Here is a 13,736-nt window from a genome sequence, read left to right on the forward strand (position 1 = left end):
ACCATCGCGTCGGTGAGGCCGGTAAGCTCGGTCACCTCCTCCGGTACGCCGAACTCGGGCTGCTCGAGCCAGCAGCGCGTCGGAAGATGCCCGACTGCCCAGCCGCCCCGACCGATCTCGACGACCTTGATCGCCAACTCGATGATCTCGGCGGTCTCGACGTTGAGCGAGGTCGTTTCGCAGTCCAGCAGTGCCACCTTGCGCAAGACCAGATCGGGTCGAGCCGGGCGAGCGCGCGGCTGGTCAAGACGTACCTGCAGCTTGAAGTCTGGATGGTCTCGCAGCACCGCAGCCGCTGCCGCTACCTCGTGGCTCGCGAAAACCAGGTTGTCATAGTTCATAACTTTTTCCTTTCGAGCAGGATGCTCAAAAGGCTTCTCAGGAACTCAAATATTCTATCGCAGCGCAGCGAATTAGCTGAGGCCAAATCCTGACGCGAGTTGGCGCATGTGCTCGATCGCGGCGTGGGCAACCGGGCGCGTTGGCTTGGAATGATGGCCAGGCTCATCTTGCGCAGGGGGAGCCGGGGTCGGAGGTTGAGGATTGGTCGGAGGGTGGGTGACCTTGGTTGCTTCCCTCGTCGTCATCGTGGTCGGTGCCGGACAAGGCGCCGTTTGCGTGTGGTTTCGGCCAACCGGCTCCGTGACAGTTTTGGAGGGCGGCGTGGCTGCGCCCTCCTCAGCGGCACGGATGGCTAGCGGGTCCACCGCCCTGGCCGTCATCGGAGGATTTACGGCAGTGACGATTGAGTTGGGCAGCTGCGCTTCGCATTGAGCCGGCAGCGACTTGAGGCCCCCCTCGACGGCGCGCGCAATTGAGTTAGGCGCGGCACCTCGCCATTTCATGATCAGCGACGCCGTGTCAGGGTCTGCGGGATCGCTGACCGACCAGTTCCCCCCGTCAAATGAAAATTGGCGGGGATAGAGTCGAGCGTAGTCGAGGATGGCGAAAAACTCCGCCTTTCGATGATCATCGACGATCCGCAGCGCCTTTTGACATTCAGGCCGATCGAAGGCGTTCGGGGTGACGCCGAATTCGCGCGCCAAATTTGCCTCAACACTCAGCTGATTGCCGACGCGCACTAGCCGCGTCTCCCGGTCGAGGTGGAAGCGGATTGCCCAGATCTGTTTCTGCGTCAGCGGTCGCTTCGGGCCGACATTCTTGCCTGAGTTCCACGGCACGCGCCGCGGGGCGGACGGGTCGAGGTGTGAGTAGCCCATGACAATTTCTCCTTGGCCGTAGATGGCCACTCGGAGAACGACTTGGTCGGAGCGAGCGTGGAACGGCGGCTTAGACCCAGACTCGGTCGCTCAGCACCCCTCCGCCTTTCGCGACAACGTTGGCCTCTGCAATCTAACCACCGGAGCGTCAGGGCAGCAGCAAACTGTTAACATGGCTATGGCATTCTTGCGCTCGAAGGAGCGATCGGTGCGTAATTATCAGGAAGAGGCGCGGCTGGACGCACTGCGTCAACTGAGGCTGCTCGACACTCCGGCCAGCGAGAGCTTCGACCGGATCACACGTATGGCGAGCCAAATCTTTGACCTGCCGGTTGCCGCCATCTCACTGACGGATCATGATCGGCAATGGTTCAAGTCACGCGTCGGCATCGATCACTGGAGCATTCCGCGCCACAAGGCGCCCTGCGCCGAGGTGGCTGAAACGCGCGAGCCGCTGGTCATCACCGATTTTCTTTCTGATCCCTGTTACGCGGACAGCCTGCTGGCACGCAATGGAACGCGCTTTTACGCCGGTGCCCCACTTGTCACCAGCGAGGGCTATGGCCTGGGATCGCTGTGCGTCCTCGGCGCCGAGCCACGCGAGGCGTCAACGGCCGAGTTGAGGGCGCTTACCGATCTTGCGGCGATGGTCATGGCGCAGATCGAACTGCAACACGCATTCGGGCGCATCGACCCGGTCAGCGGCCTGCCTACCCGAACCCAGTTTCGAGATGACCTGATCGACCTCGCGCGTGACCTGCCCGGCAAAGAGCGTTTCGCCGTCGTGGTCGACCTCGCCCGCGACGATCAGGTTAGCAAAATGACGCGCGTTCTGGGCAGCGGACGAGTGGACGAGATGGTCCGGGAGGCGGCGCTGGCGCTTTGCGAAGCGCTTGAGCCTACTCGGTCGCTTTATCGTGTCGGGGCCACTCAGTTTGCCTTCCTGTCCCCGGCAGGAGTTGAACAGACGGCCTATATGAGGATGCTGCAAACCGAGTTCGAGCAGTTGCGGGCGTTGTCCTCGGTCCGCTTCGTTACCAGCATTGCCGTGGGGGTGCGTCCTTTTACCTTGGGCGCTGTGTCGGCCGACGACGTCCTGCGCGGTGCCGTCAGTGCGGCCCAGGATGCCCGATCGATAGACGGCGCGATCAGCCTGTACTCCGCCTCCCGCGACAGCGAACACCGGCGCCAGTACGGCCTGCTTCAGGATTTCGGTGCGGCGCTGGAAGCAACGGACCAACTGCGGCTTGTTTTCCAACCACGCATCGATCTGGCGACCAGACGCTGCGTCGGTGCTGAAGCGCTGCTGCGTTGGCGCCATCCAACGCTGGGCGAGATCTCCCCCGCCGAGTTCATCCCCCTAGTGGAGCAGACATCGCTGGCCCGCGCGGTTACGCAATGGGTGCTGGATGCCGCGCTGGATCAGCTGTCATCCTGGACAGCGCGGGACATCGGCCTCAGTCTTTCGATCAATATTTCCGCTGCCAATCTGGCAGAAGCCGACCTCATCCAGCGCATACAGCTCGGCCTGCTAAAACGTAACCTGCGGTCCGACCAACTCGAAATCGAGCTTACCGAAAGCGCGATCATGGATCAGCCGGATCAGGCATTGGCAATGCTGCAGGGGCATCGAGCCTGCGGGTTAAAAAGGGGATCTTGGCCGCCTGATCGGCCGCACCAAAGGCGGCATGAACACCAAGCTTCACGCCATCGCCGATGCGAACGGGCGCCCCTTGAGCTTCTTCATGACCGCGGGCCAGGTCAGCGACTACACCGGCGCGGCAGCGCTACTCGATGACATGCCGAAGGCGCAGTGACTGCTTGGTGATCGCGGCTACGACGCCGACTGGTTCAGGGACGCTCTTCAGGCCAAGGGCATCCAGCCCTGCATCCCAGGCCGCAGGTCGCGCAACGAGCCCGTCAGGTACGACAAGCGCCGCTACCGGCGCCGCAGCCGTATCGAGATCATGTTCGGCCGCCTGAAGGACTGGCGCCGCGTCGCTACTCGCTACGACCGATGCCCAACCGTCTTCTTCTCCGCCATCGCACTCGCTGCCACCGTCATCTTCTGGCTGTGACGAATGAGTCCTGACCCTAGCGATCCAAGCTCTTGACCTGATCGGCGAATCCTTCGAATATGTTGGAAATGTCGGATGGATCCACACCCGCGGCGATCGCCGCACTAAGCGCTTTGGCACATGAGCGAAGGCTCGCCGTTTTCCGGCTTCTCGTGCAGGCAGGCCCCGAGGGCATGTCAGCCGGCAGCATTGCCGAGGCGATGCAGTCGCCCGCGTCGTCGATGTCCTTCCACTTGGCCCACCTTCACCGCGCCGGCCTGATCGCGCAGCGGCGCGAAAGCCGGTCGTTGATCTATTCGGCCGCATACGATCGTATCGCGGGCCTGATCGGATTTCTGCTCGAGGATTGTTGCGGCGGCCGCCCCGAGGTGTGCGTGCCGCTCGCCGAGATCGCGAGCCGTGCCGCGTGTTGCGACGTGCAGGGGCAGGCATGACCATCACCGCCACCCTAACGACGTTCGACGATCCGCAGCTCGTGACAAGGCTCGAGGCGGCGAAGCTGCCGACGAGCGACCTATCGACGGCGGACCAGTTCTTTTTCGTCTTCACGGACGCGAGCCGCGCCATTGGTTGCGGCGGCTTCCTGCTCGCCGGCGAGCACGCTCTTATGCGATCGATCGTCGTCGACGATGATCGTCGCGGCACAGGCGCAGGAGCTGCCATTCTTGAGCGGCTGATCGTCGCGGCAGAGATACGCGGCGCGCGCCATATTTGGCTGCTCACCACGAACGCAGACGGTTTTTTTGCCCGTCATGGTTTCAACCAGGTAGCACGAGCCGAGGCCCCGCCGGCGATCGCGGCGACGCCTCAATTCTCGGGCGTGTGCCCTGGAAGCGCAGCCTTCATGCACCGCAGCCTCGCAGAGAGGAGCGCCGCCCATGTCGGCCTTTGAACGATATCTGACCCTATGGGTTGGCCTTTGCATCGTCGTCGGGATCGCGCTCGGCCATTTCTTCGCGCCGGCCTTCCAGATGATCGGCGCGGCCGAGATCGCGAACGTGAATCTCCCCGTTGCCGGCGCCGAATGTCGTCGAGTATCTGCAAACGGGTGGACCAGGCCGCAGCTCGAGAGGCTGCTCGCAGGCATGAACGCCCGCCCGCGTGACGAATGACCGGTTCAGATCCCAAGCCAAATGTCTTTCTGGTAACGCCCCTATCTAGGCTCAGCCGCTAGCGCAACCGGCAGAAGGATCTTGCATTGGTCGCGGACAGAATCTGCGTGCCATGGTCGTCGTTGCCATTTTGCCGCGCCCTACCCACAACGGACGACAGTTCTCAGATTGCAATGGCGGTTGCCGGAACGACCGGGATGAGGGCGCAAAGCGGTCTGGGCGTGTCGCCATTGACTGCCGCACCGCGATGATCTGCGCTTAAGAGTCAATCCCCGCTGCCTGCGGCGGCGCTGGTTTTTCTTTCCCTTTCGCGCCGGCGGTCCTAGCCTCCGCCTCCTGATACGACGGCGAGGAGTGGAGTGTGGCGAGCGCAGCGGCGTTACCGGCGAACGATGATCATGTCCGCGCCAGCGTGAGCGCTGAGGAGTGGGCGGTGCGGGTCGATCTGGCCGCGGCCTATCGACTGGTCGCGCTTTATGGCTGGGACGACCTTATCTTCACCCACCTCTCCGCGCGCGTGCCGGGGCCCGAGCATCATTTCCTCATCAATCCTTACGACATGATGTTCGAGGAGATTACCGCGTCGTCGCTGGTGAAGATCGACGTCGACGGGATGCCGGTGGTGCCGACGTCGCACCCGGTGAACCCTGCCGGCTTCACCATCCACAGCGCGATCCATATGGCGCGCGAGGACGCGCACGCGGTAATGCACCTTCACACGCCGCACGGGCAGGCGGTGAGCGCGATGGCGGAAGGGCTGCTGCCGCACACGCAAACGGCGATGATCGCGCGGCACAATGTTGCCTATCACGACTATGAGGGGATCGCGACCGACCTCGACGAGCGTGAGCGGCTGGTGGCGGACCTCGGCAACAAACATGCGATGATCCTCCGAAACCACGGCACGCTGGCGGTCGGACAGAGCGTCGCGGACTGCTTCATGCGGCTCTATTTCCTCGAGCGCGCGTGCCAGACGCAGGTGATGATGTTGTCGGCCGGGCGCGAGAACCTCAACAATCCGCCGCAGGGCACGCCCGAGAAGGTGGAGGGGCAATCACCGCCGGGTGGTATGGCGATGGTGGCGCAGGCGCTAGCCTGGCCCGCGCTGCTGCGCAAGCTCGACCGCATCGACTCCGGCTTTCGGAACTGACGTTCGCGCTGCGGCGCGACCGGTCAGGCGGATGGTGCGGCGACCCCACCATCGGGGAACAGATAGCGCGGGTCGAACTCCGCCAGCTGCCACAGCCCCTTGAGGTCGGTGATGAACGCCTGGCCGTCCCGCAGCACGACGAGGTCGAGGTCGCGCAACCGGCGCACGACGCGGTTGAGATGCACCGGCGTCATCCCACACGCCTCCGCCAGATCCGCCTGCAACATCGGCAAAAGAAAGCGCCGGCCATCGGATTCCCCGACCATGCGCAGGCGATATTCCAGTTCCGCGAGGAAATGCGCCAACCGTCCGATCGCGTTGAGGCGGCCCAGACGGAAAATCCATTCCCGATGCATGGCGGCATCCAGCAGAGTCGAGAACCACAGCATGCGCATCAGTTGCGGGCGTTCGCGCTGCAATTGTGCCAGCCGCTCGTGCGGTACGATGCCGACGCGGCAGGGGGTGATCGTGCCGACGTCATGGTCGAGCCAGCGCAGCGGGAATGCGTGAAGATCGACGAAATCGCCGGTGATCTGCATCGCCACGAGCTGACGTCGTCCGTCACGGTCATCCATATACCGGCACATCATGCCGTCGATGAGGTACGTCGAATGGTCGAGCGCCTCGCCCGATTTCAGTACGACCTTGCGCGCAGGGACCTCACGGACTTCAGCGATGAGTGCATCGACCGCGGCCAGATCATCATCGCTCATGGCGTCACGGCGGCGTCCGCGAAGGAAATTGCGCGTGATCATACCGATGCCCCCCTCCCCGGTGCCGCCGACCGCCGACCGCCCGCTCCAAGCGGATCGTTACGGACAGAGCAATAGATCAGGATCAAGGAAACAGAAAGGCAACGCTCACAGGCCGCCCGCCGTTCGCGCTTCGATGATCAGCGTCCGTGCGACTGCGCCACGGCCCGGCTCACCGCCTGCATCAACTGCATGCGTTCGGGGATGGACGCAGTGGTCGATGCGAGCATGACCGCGACGGCGTAGCGCGTCCCATCAGGCGCCGTAATGATGCCGATGTCGTTGTAGCCGGTCGCCAACGCGCCGAGCACCTGGCCGGTCCCCGTCTTGTGCGCCACCCGCCAGCCCGGCGGCACCCCGGCCTTGAGCCGCTGGGGGCCGCTGGTGGTGCGATGCATGGTGTCGATCACTCGCCTGGTCGAGGCCGGCGAAAGGAGCTGCCCGCGCGCGAGCGCCGCCAGCGCATCCACGACCGCCTGCGGCTGGGCGCCGTCTTCGGGATTGGCGAGATAGCGATTGAGCGCCGCCTGGCGCAGTTCGATCGGCACCTGACCACGTGCCGCCTCGAACCCGCGGCCGACGGAGTAGTGCTGCCGCCACTGAATGCCGGCGATGTTGCTTTGCAGCAGCCGTTCCCCCGGACCGAAGCGGATGCCGCTGACGCCGCGCGAGGCGAGATAGCGGCGCACCGCATCGGGCCCGCCCGCGTAGCGCAGCAACGTGTCGTTGGCGGTGTTGTCGCTGCCGGTGATGGCGCGTTCGATCAGCGTGTCGACGCTTTCGCGCACCACGCCCTCGCTCTGCACGCGACGGGCGAGCGGCTGGTTGAACAAGGTGAGATCGTCGGCGGTGATGCTGACCTGGTCGGACAGCGCGCCCTCACCAGCGTCGATGCGCGCCAGCGTCGCGAGGGTTACCCACAGCTTCGACACGCTCTGTTGCGGGAAAAATTCGTCGCCGCGGCGCGCGACGCTCCAGTTACCGTCGATCCGTCGCACGGCGATCCCGGTTCGGCCCGGGAAGCTGCGCCACAGCGCGTCGATGGTCGCCTCGAGCTCCGCGGGCGGCCGTTCGGCGCTCGCGTCGAAGCGCTGGGGCGGGGGCAGCGGGGCGGCCGCGGGCGGGAGCGCCTGCACTACCGGGCGCGAGACCATCGCGGGCATGCGGGGCGGGGGGGCGCTGGCGCGCGGCGGCGGCACGGCGTTGGCGCAACCGCTGAGCAGCGCCACCGCTACGCTCGCAACGCTCAGACCGCGCAGCCGATGAAAGGAAGGGCTCGAACGATTTGAGGTCATTTCCACGGTGTCCCCTCTACGCCGCAGGCGATTCGGCGCGAAGAGCCTTGTGGATCGCGTGGGATGAACGCCCGCCTAAGCGCGATGAATGGAGCGCGACGCTGCCCTTGTCATGGGGCGACGCTTGACGGACGATGCTGTGCAAATCGCCAAGGAGAATGTCTGCATGAAAGCTTTGCTCTCGACCGAGGTCGGTGGACCGGAACGGCTGACGGTCGGCGAATTGCCGGACCCGGTGGCGGGTGAGGGCGAGGTGGTGATCGACGTGCGTGCGTGCGCGATCAACTTTCCCGACACGCTGATCATCGAGGACCGCTATCAGTTCAAACCCCCCCGCCCGTTCGCGCCGGGGGGTGAGGTCGCCGGGGTCGTGTCCGCGGTCGGCGCCGGCGTGACGCACCTCTCCGTCGGCGATCGGGTCATCGCCGCCTGCGGTCATGGCGGGTTGGCGCAGAAAGTCGCGACGCGCGCCAACAACGCCTACCGTCTGCCCGACGATGTGTCGTTCGAGCAGGGATCGGCGCTACTGATGACCTATGGCACGTCGATCCACGCACTGATCGATCGCGGGCGACTGAAGGCGGGTGAGACGTTGCTGGTGCTAGGTGCGGCCGGCGGCGTCGGGCTCGCCGCGATCGAGATCGGCAAGGCGCTTGGCGCGCGGGTCGTCGGCGCGGTGTCGAGCGAGGACAAGGCGGCAGTCGCGCGCGAAGCAGGGGCGGATGACACGCTCGTCTATCCGCGCCAGCCGTTCGACAAGGATGCGTCGAAGGCGCTGGCAGACATGTTCAAGGCCACGGTCGGACCGGCTGGCGCCGACGTCATCTATGACGCGGTCGGCGGGGACTACGCCGAGCCGGCGCTCCGCTCCATCGGGTGGGAGGGGCGCTACCTCGTCGTGGGCTTTCCCGCCGGCATCCCGCGCCTGCCGCTCAACCTTACCCTGCTCAAGAGCTGCGACGTCTGCGGCGTATTCTGGGGGGCGTTCGCGATGCGCTCACCCGACGCCAACCGCGCGCATATCGCGCAGCTGTTCGACTGGTGGCGCGAGGGGCGAATCAGCCCGCGCGTAACGGCCACCTACCCGCTCGACCGCGCGCATGAAGCGATCGCGGCGTTGGGCGAACGGCGCGCCGCGGGCAAGCTGGTGGTGACCATCGACTGAACCCTCGATGCCCGACAAAAAGCCCGGCCTCCCGTGTGGGAGACCGGGCTTTTGGGTCATCCGGCGCGACGCTGGTCACCCCGGCCCCGCATTCGCGGGAATGACGCTGGAACCCAGGCGGCGCAGCCGCCCGGGCTTTGCATCACTTGAGCTCGACGGTCGCGCCGGCGGCTTCGAGCTTCTTCTTGAGCTCTTCGGCTTCCGCCTTGTTGACGCCTTCCTTGACGGCCTTCGGCGCGCCTTCGACCAGCGCCTTGGCTTCGCCGAGGCCGAGGCCGGTGATCGCGCGGACTTCCTTGATCACGTTGATCTTGTTGCCGCCGTCGCCGGTGAGGACGACGTCGAATTCGTCCTTCTCTTCAGCGGCCGGCGCAGCGGCACCGCCGCCGCCCGGTGCGGCCATCGCAACCGCCGCAGCGGCCGAAACGCCCCACTTTTCTTCGAGCATCTTTGCAAGGTCGGCCGCTTCGAGAACGGTCAGCGCCGACAGGTCTTCAACGATCTTGGCGAGATCAGCCATGATGTATCTCCAAAATGATCAGGCCGCGCGGGGTGTCCGCGAATGGCCGGGGTATCGAGGGGGTAATCGAGTTACGCAGCGTCCTTGGCGGCGTAGGCCCCGAGCACGCGCGCCAGCTGGCCGGCCGGAGCCGACGCGATCTGGGCGAGCTTGGTCGCGGGAGCCTGCACCAGACCGACGATCTTTGCACGCAGCTCGTCGAGGCTGGGGAGCGTCGCGAGCGCCGCAACACCCGCCGTATCCAGCACGGTTTCACCCATGCTGCCGCCGACGATTTCGAGCTTGTCGTTGGTCTTGGCGAAGTCCGAAACGATCTTCGCAGCGCTGACAGGGTCACTGCTGATCGCGAGCCCGACGGGCCCGGTCAGCATGTCGGCCATGCCAGCATAAGGCGTGCCGTCGATCGCGATCTTCACGAGCCGGTTCTTGGCAACCTTGTAGGTCGCCCCCGCCTCGCGCATTTTCACGCGCAGCGCCGTCGACTGAGCGACGGTCAGCCCGCCGTTGCGGGTGATGACCACCGCGCCGGCATCCGACAGCATCGTGCGCAACGCATCGACCACCTCGGCCTTTTGATTGCGATCCATGCCTTGTCCTTCCTTCATATCCGGGCGCGGGCGAACCCGAAGCCGGACGGCTCAATGACCTCAGCCCCGGTGAGGGGGGAGGTGTCCAGCGAACAGGGAATGAAGGCGGCGCACCCAAGGCGCACCGACAAGGCCAGCGGAGATCTCCGCATCATGGCCGCTCACCCATCGGATGAGCCATGTCCCCGTCTGTGTCGGCGGATATCAAGGGGCCGGCGACTGATCGCTTGCCCCGCCGACAGTCTCGGACGGTGACGACGGACAGCAAGGCCCGCCGGTCGCGCGTGCCTCTGCCTTGGCGAGCCCCTGCTGTCAAGCGACCGGCGCGATGCGGCGTCCATCAAGAAGTTGTTGAACAACGAAGTAATGATCTTATCGTCCCGGTGAGTCGTGCCGTTCCTCCGGGGGGAAAAGATGTCGCGAAATGTGGATCGTAAAACCGTCGAAGGCTTCGGCGACGAGTGGCGAAGCTTCGACCAGACGGCGATGGGCGAGCCGGAATATGCGAAGCTGTTCGCCGATTACTTCCATATATGTCCTTGGGATAAGTTGCCGGCCGGCGCGGTAGGCGCCGATATTGGCTGCGGGTCCGGGCGCTGGGCCAAGGGGGTCGCCCCCCGCGTCGGCCAGCTCCATTGCGTCGACCCGGCCGCCGCGGCGCTCAATGTGGCGCGAGCGAATCTGGCGCACTGTCCCAACGTCAGGTTTCACGAGGCAACGACGGACGAGTTGCCGTTCGAGGATGCAAGCCTCGACTTCGCCTACTCTCTGGGGGTGCTCCACCACATCCCAGACACCGCGAGCGCGATGGCCGACTGCGTGCGCAAGCTGAAGCCGGGCGCGCCCTTTCTCGTCTATCTCTATTATGCGTTCGACAACAAACCGATGTGGTTTCGTGGGATTTGGCGGGCTTCCGACCTCTTCCGCCAAGGGATTTCGCGCACCCCGTTCTGGCTGCGCAAGGCGATCACCAGCGCCATCGCACTCAGTGTCTATTATCCGTTGGCGCGGGGCGCGCGGCTGGCGGAGAAGGCCGGGGTCGACGTCGCCAACATCCCCTTGTCGCCCTATCGCCACCTGTCCTTCTACACCATGCGCACGGATGCGCTCGACCGGTTCGGAACCCGGCTGGAGCAGCGCTTCTCGCGCGCAGAGATCGCAGCGATGATGCAGGCGGCAGGGCTCGAGAACATCCGCTTCAGCGACGGCCTTCCCTACTGGGTAGCGTGCGGGATCAAGCGATAAGCAAGGTGGCAGCCGGGGGGCCGTCCCCGCGCGGCGGTGGCCGCCGTCGCTTGACCTTGCATCGCGCGGTCGGGCACGGTTTGCGCAATGGCCAGTCGATCTCCCGCTTCGCGCTCGGCGCTCGACCCGAGCGCGACCAACCTGCCACCCGCGCAGATGCGCGGGGAGTGGGACGGGTTGATGCGCGGCATCTTCAAGCGCTTCGGCGAACTGATCGCGGGCAGTGCGGCGATGCTGCTCGCGCTGGTGCTGGCGGCGATGCTAATCAGCTTTTCGAGCGCCGATCCGAGCTACACGACCGCCGCATCGGGACCGGTGCGCAACCTGCTGGGTTCCCCTGGGGCACATGTCGCGAGCATCCTGCTGCTGATCGCAGGCTGGCCCATGCTGCTGTTGAGCGGCAATCTGGCGGTCGGCGGCTGGCGGCTCGCCATGGCCCAGTCGCGCAGCCGGCGCCTGTGGCGCGCCATCGTCGGCGTGATGCTGTGCGCTGCGGCTCTGTCGATCTGGGAGAATAGCCCCGAGGTGCTGACCGCCGGGCGGGGCGGCGTGATCGGTTACGCGGCCGACGCGGCGGTCGACCCGCTCGCGGCGATGCTGAACGCGGGCGGAGCCGCGGCGCTGCGCGGCGTGTTGCTGCTCGGCCTGGGGCTGGGCGGGCTGTGGCTGTGGTGGCGCAGTCTCGCGCTCAGCCTGCCGTCGGCGGGGCTGTTCGCCCGTGCGCTCGGCTGGTTGCGCGAACGGCGGCGGCCCGTTGCGGCATTGGCCGAGCCCGACCGCGATGCCGACGAGGAGCGAGGTTCCGCCGAGCCCGGCGTGGTGGCCCCGCGGCGACGTCCGGTCGATGCCGGCCCCCGCCTCTCACCCGAGATCAGCGAGCCCGCGCCGGCCCCCGCCGCGCGACCGGGCGGCGCGCGCGCGACTCAGGGCGACATGTTCGCCGGCACCCACCTGCCACCGCTGTCGCTGCTGACGCCCGCTTCGGACAAGAGCGGATTGAGCGTCGACAAGGCCGCGCTTGAACGCAACGCGCGCCTTCTCGAAGGCGTGCTCGAAGACTTCAAGGTCGAAGGAAACATCACCGCCGTTCGCCAGGGTCCGGTGGTGACGATGTACGAGCTCGAACCCGCGCCGGGAACGAAGGCGAGCCGGGTCATCAACCTCGCCGACGACATCGCCCGGAACATGTCGGCGCTGTCGGCGCGCATCGCCTCGATCCCCGGCCGCACCGTGATCGGCATCGAGCTGCCCAATCCCAAGACCGAGCCGGTGGTGCTCCACCAGCTGATCGCCAGCGAGGCATTTCAGGAGCGCGAGGGCCAACTTGCCATCGTGCTGGGCAAGAATATCGCCGGGGATCCGGTCGTCGCCGACCTCGCGCCGATGCCGCACTTGCTGATCGCGGGGACGACCGGCTCGGGCAAATCGGTCGGGCTCAACGCGATGATCCTGTCGCTGCTCTACCGGCTCACCCCTGACCAGTGCCGCATGATCCTGATCGATCCGAAGATGCTCGAATTGAGCGTTTATGACGGCATCCCGCACCTGCTCGCGCCGGTGGTAACCGAACCGCCCAAGGCGGTGCGCGCATTGAAATGGGCGGTCGAGCAGATGGAGGACCGCTATCGCGCGATGGCCAACCTTCAGGTGCGCAACCTCGCCAGCTTTAACGACAAGGTCCGCAGCGCCAAGGCGCGGGGGCAGTCGCTGAAGCGCCAGGTGCAGACCGGCTTCGACCCCGACACCGGGCGTCCGATCTACGAGGAAGAGCAGATCGACGTTGAGCCGATGCCGCACATCGTGGTGATCGTCGACGAGCTCGCCGACCTCATGATCACCGCCGGCAAGGAGGTCGAGGTGCTGATCCAGCGGCTCGCGCAAAAGGCGCGCGCGGCGGGCATCCACCTCATCCTCGCGACGCAGCGCCCGAGCGTCGACGTCATCACCGGCGTCATCAAGGCGAACCTGCCGACCCGCATCAGCTTTCACGTCACGTCCAAGATCGACAGCCGCACGATCCTTGGCGAGATGGGCGCCGAACAGCTGCTGGGGAAGGGCGACATGCTGTGGATGGCGGGCGGGAAATCGCCGATCCGCGTCCACGGCCCCTTCGTCAGCGACGAGGAGGTGCGCGCGGTTGCCGACCATTGGCGCGCGCAGGGCGCCCCCACCTATGTCGAGGCGGTGACCGAAGAACCCGAAGTGGGGGGCGATTGGGCCTATGGTGGCGAGGATGTGGCGGACACCGCCGAGGATCGCCAATATGCGCAGGCGGTGCAGGTGGTGATCGACAGCCAGCGCGCCAGCGTCAGTTCGGTGCAGCGCGCGCTGCGGATCGGCTACAACACTGCCTCGCGGCACGTAGACCGCATGGAGGCCGACGGCATCGTCTCCTCGCCCAATCACCTAGGCCGCCGCGATGTGCTGCTCGACAAGGCGGGCAAGAAAAAACGCCGCGGGGGTGAGGCCGACGACGACTGACGCTCGGGCGCAGCGAGTTGCTTCCCCCCTGTCGCGACGCTGACATCGGGGTTCAGTCGCTATTCAATGCGCCGATGCGAGGGAGCGGGCCAACACATCGGGCGTTCTGCCCATTCGAATTTCACTGACAG

The 13,736-nt window shown here is 65.8% G+C and carries 12 protein-coding genes and 3 pseudogenes; 9 read left to right on the forward strand and 6 right to left on the reverse strand.

Annotated elements, in window-relative coordinates; all coding sequences use genetic code 11:
* Both ACRYJK_RS09995 and ACRYJK_RS10000 read right to left on the reverse strand, forming a co-directional pair.
* On the reverse strand, nucleotides 1–341 hold a 341-nt coding region (locus ACRYJK_RS09995), incomplete at its 3' end, for an exonuclease domain-containing protein (protein WP_482667449.1).
* 72 nt (nucleotides 342–413) lie between these two features.
* Nucleotides 414–1,250: a hypothetical protein gene (locus tag ACRYJK_RS10000; RefSeq protein ID WP_482667450.1), complete on the reverse strand. Its 837-nt coding sequence runs from the start codon at nucleotides 1,248–1,250 to the stop codon at nucleotides 414–416.
* A 148-nt stretch (nucleotides 1,251–1,398) separates the two neighbouring features.
* Between ACRYJK_RS10000 and ACRYJK_RS10005 the strand changes: the two are divergent.
* The 6 genes and pseudogenes from ACRYJK_RS10005 to ACRYJK_RS10030 form a co-directional block, all read left to right on the forward strand.
* A pseudogene (locus ACRYJK_RS10005) lies at nucleotides 1,399–2,802 on the forward strand (EAL domain-containing protein); the annotation flags it as partial.
* Between the two features lie 44 nt (nucleotides 2,803–2,846).
* Nucleotides 2,847–3,298, forward strand: a pseudogene (locus ACRYJK_RS10010) (IS5 family transposase); the annotation flags it as partial.
* Nucleotides 3,299–3,357: 59 nt separating this feature from the next.
* Nucleotides 3,358–3,732: an ArsR/SmtB family transcription factor gene (locus ACRYJK_RS10015; protein ID WP_482667451.1), complete on the forward strand. Its 375-nt coding sequence runs from the start codon at nucleotides 3,358–3,360 to the stop codon at nucleotides 3,730–3,732.
* Nucleotides 3,729–4,190 (forward strand): arsenic resistance N-acetyltransferase ArsN2, encoded by a 462-nt coding sequence (gene arsN2 / locus ACRYJK_RS10020; protein WP_482667452.1) that lies wholly within the window; start codon nucleotides 3,729–3,731, stop codon nucleotides 4,188–4,190. The genes ACRYJK_RS10015 and arsN2 overlap by 4 nt, the downstream gene beginning before the upstream one ends.
* Nucleotides 4,177–4,317, forward strand: a pseudogene (locus ACRYJK_RS10025) (arsenical-resistance protein); the annotation flags it as partial. The gene arsN2 and the pseudogene ACRYJK_RS10025, both read left to right, overlap by 14 nt.
* A 454-nt stretch (nucleotides 4,318–4,771) precedes the next feature.
* Complete coding sequence (locus ACRYJK_RS10030; protein ID WP_482667453.1) at nucleotides 4,772–5,560, forward strand: class II aldolase/adducin family protein; 789 nt, start codon at nucleotides 4,772–4,774, stop codon at nucleotides 5,558–5,560.
* A 23-nt stretch (nucleotides 5,561–5,583) separates the two neighbouring features.
* Here the strand turns inward: ACRYJK_RS10030 and ACRYJK_RS10035 are convergent, their stop codons facing one another.
* Nucleotides 5,584–6,273 carry a Crp/Fnr family transcriptional regulator gene (locus ACRYJK_RS10035; RefSeq protein WP_482667454.1) on the reverse strand — a complete coding sequence of 230 codons (690 nt, stop codon included), beginning with the start codon at nucleotides 6,271–6,273 and terminating at the stop codon, nucleotides 5,584–5,586.
* A 179-nt stretch (nucleotides 6,274–6,452) separates the two neighbouring features.
* Complete coding sequence (locus tag ACRYJK_RS10040; RefSeq protein WP_482667455.1) at nucleotides 6,453–7,541, reverse strand: serine hydrolase; 1,089 nt, start codon at nucleotides 7,539–7,541, stop codon at nucleotides 6,453–6,455.
* A 232-nt stretch (nucleotides 7,542–7,773) separates the two neighbouring features.
* Between ACRYJK_RS10040 and ACRYJK_RS10045 the strand changes: the two genes are divergently transcribed.
* Nucleotides 7,774–8,772, forward strand: a complete 999-nt coding sequence (locus ACRYJK_RS10045; RefSeq protein WP_482667456.1) for an NADPH:quinone oxidoreductase family protein — start codon at nucleotides 7,774–7,776, stop codon at nucleotides 8,770–8,772.
* Between the two features lie 142 nt (nucleotides 8,773–8,914).
* Here ACRYJK_RS10045 and rplL read toward each other — a convergent pair whose 3' ends face one another.
* The gene (rplL, locus tag ACRYJK_RS10050; RefSeq protein WP_482667457.1) at nucleotides 8,915–9,292 is read right to left on the reverse strand and encodes a 50S ribosomal protein L7/L12; all 378 of its coding nucleotides are present in this window, start codon (nucleotides 9,290–9,292) and stop codon (nucleotides 8,915–8,917) included.
* A gap of 71 nt (nucleotides 9,293–9,363) precedes the next feature.
* Entirely contained in the window at nucleotides 9,364–9,879 is a 516-nt protein-coding gene (gene rplJ, locus ACRYJK_RS10055; RefSeq protein WP_482667458.1) for a 50S ribosomal protein L10, read from the reverse strand.
* A gap of 426 nt (nucleotides 9,880–10,305) precedes the next feature.
* Here rplJ and ACRYJK_RS10060 point away from each other — a divergent pair, with 426 nt between their 5' ends.
* Together ACRYJK_RS10060 and ACRYJK_RS10065 are read left to right on the forward strand one after the other, a co-directional pair.
* Nucleotides 10,306–11,124 (forward strand): class I SAM-dependent methyltransferase, encoded by an 819-nt coding sequence (locus tag ACRYJK_RS10060; protein WP_482667459.1) that lies wholly within the window; start codon nucleotides 10,306–10,308, stop codon nucleotides 11,122–11,124.
* A 180-nt stretch (nucleotides 11,125–11,304) separates the two neighbouring features.
* Complete coding sequence (locus ACRYJK_RS10065) at nucleotides 11,305–13,605, forward strand: FtsK/SpoIIIE family DNA translocase (RefSeq protein WP_482667743.1); 2,301 nt, start codon at nucleotides 11,305–11,307, stop codon at nucleotides 13,603–13,605.
* Nucleotides 13,606–13,736 lie beyond the last annotated feature (131 nt).

It is taken from the genome of Sphingomonas sp. BLHR8, from assembly GCF_056821725.1.

Coding starts and splice junctions, on each gene's coding strand:
- ACRYJK_RS10015 (WP_482667451.1), top strand. CDS start 3,358: ATGTTGGAAATGTCGGATGGATCCACACCCGCGGCGATCGCCGCACTA.
- rplJ (WP_482667458.1), bottom strand. CDS start 9,879: ATGGATCGCAATCAAAAGGCCGAGGTGGTCGATGCGTTGCGCACGATG.
- ACRYJK_RS10065 (WP_482667743.1), top strand. CDS start 11,305: ATGCGCGGCATCTTCAAGCGCTTCGGCGAACTGATCGCGGGCAGTGCG.
- ACRYJK_RS10045 (WP_482667456.1), top strand. CDS start 7,774: ATGAAAGCTTTGCTCTCGACCGAGGTCGGTGGACCGGAACGGCTGACG.
- arsN2 (WP_482667452.1), top strand. CDS start 3,729: ATGACCATCACCGCCACCCTAACGACGTTCGACGATCCGCAGCTCGTG.
- rplL (WP_482667457.1), bottom strand. CDS start 9,292: ATGGCTGATCTCGCCAAGATCGTTGAAGACCTGTCGGCGCTGACCGTT.
- ACRYJK_RS10035 (WP_482667454.1), bottom strand. CDS start 6,273: ATGAGCGATGATGATCTGGCCGCGGTCGATGCACTCATCGCTGAAGTC.